General features: G+C 55.2%; 1 pseudogene. It reads left to right on the top strand.

The features are described from left to right. A pseudogene (locus FN960_RS23730) lies at positions 1-326 on the top strand (hypothetical protein); the annotation flags it as partial.

Genomic DNA, 326 nt, shown 5'->3' with positions numbered 1-326 from the left:
CGCAGCCGCTCTACACACTCGACGGTGACGGCACGTTGACGAATAATCAGAGCGGCGTGAAATATCGTCCGAATAACCAAATTGGCTTTTACCAGTCCATTACCGCCGACGGCAACTGGGGTGATGAAAAGCTAAGCCCCGGTTACACCGTGACCACCGGCTGGAAAAACTTTACCCGCGTCTTTACCGACGAAGGCATTCAGAAACCGTTCCTCGCCATTTTCGTCTGGACCGTGGTGTTCTCGCTGATCACTGTCTTTTTAACGGTGGCGGTCGGCATGGTTCTGGCGTGTCTGGTGCAGTGGGAAGCGTTGCGCGGCAAAGCG

The sequence above is a fragment of the Alkalicoccobacillus porphyridii genome (assembly GCF_007293315.1).
In the GTDB taxonomy this organism is placed as follows: domain Bacteria; phylum Bacillota; class Bacilli; order Bacillales; family Bacillaceae_D; genus Alkalicoccobacillus; species Alkalicoccobacillus porphyridii.
This window is presented reverse-complemented; position numbering and strand designations above follow the sequence as displayed.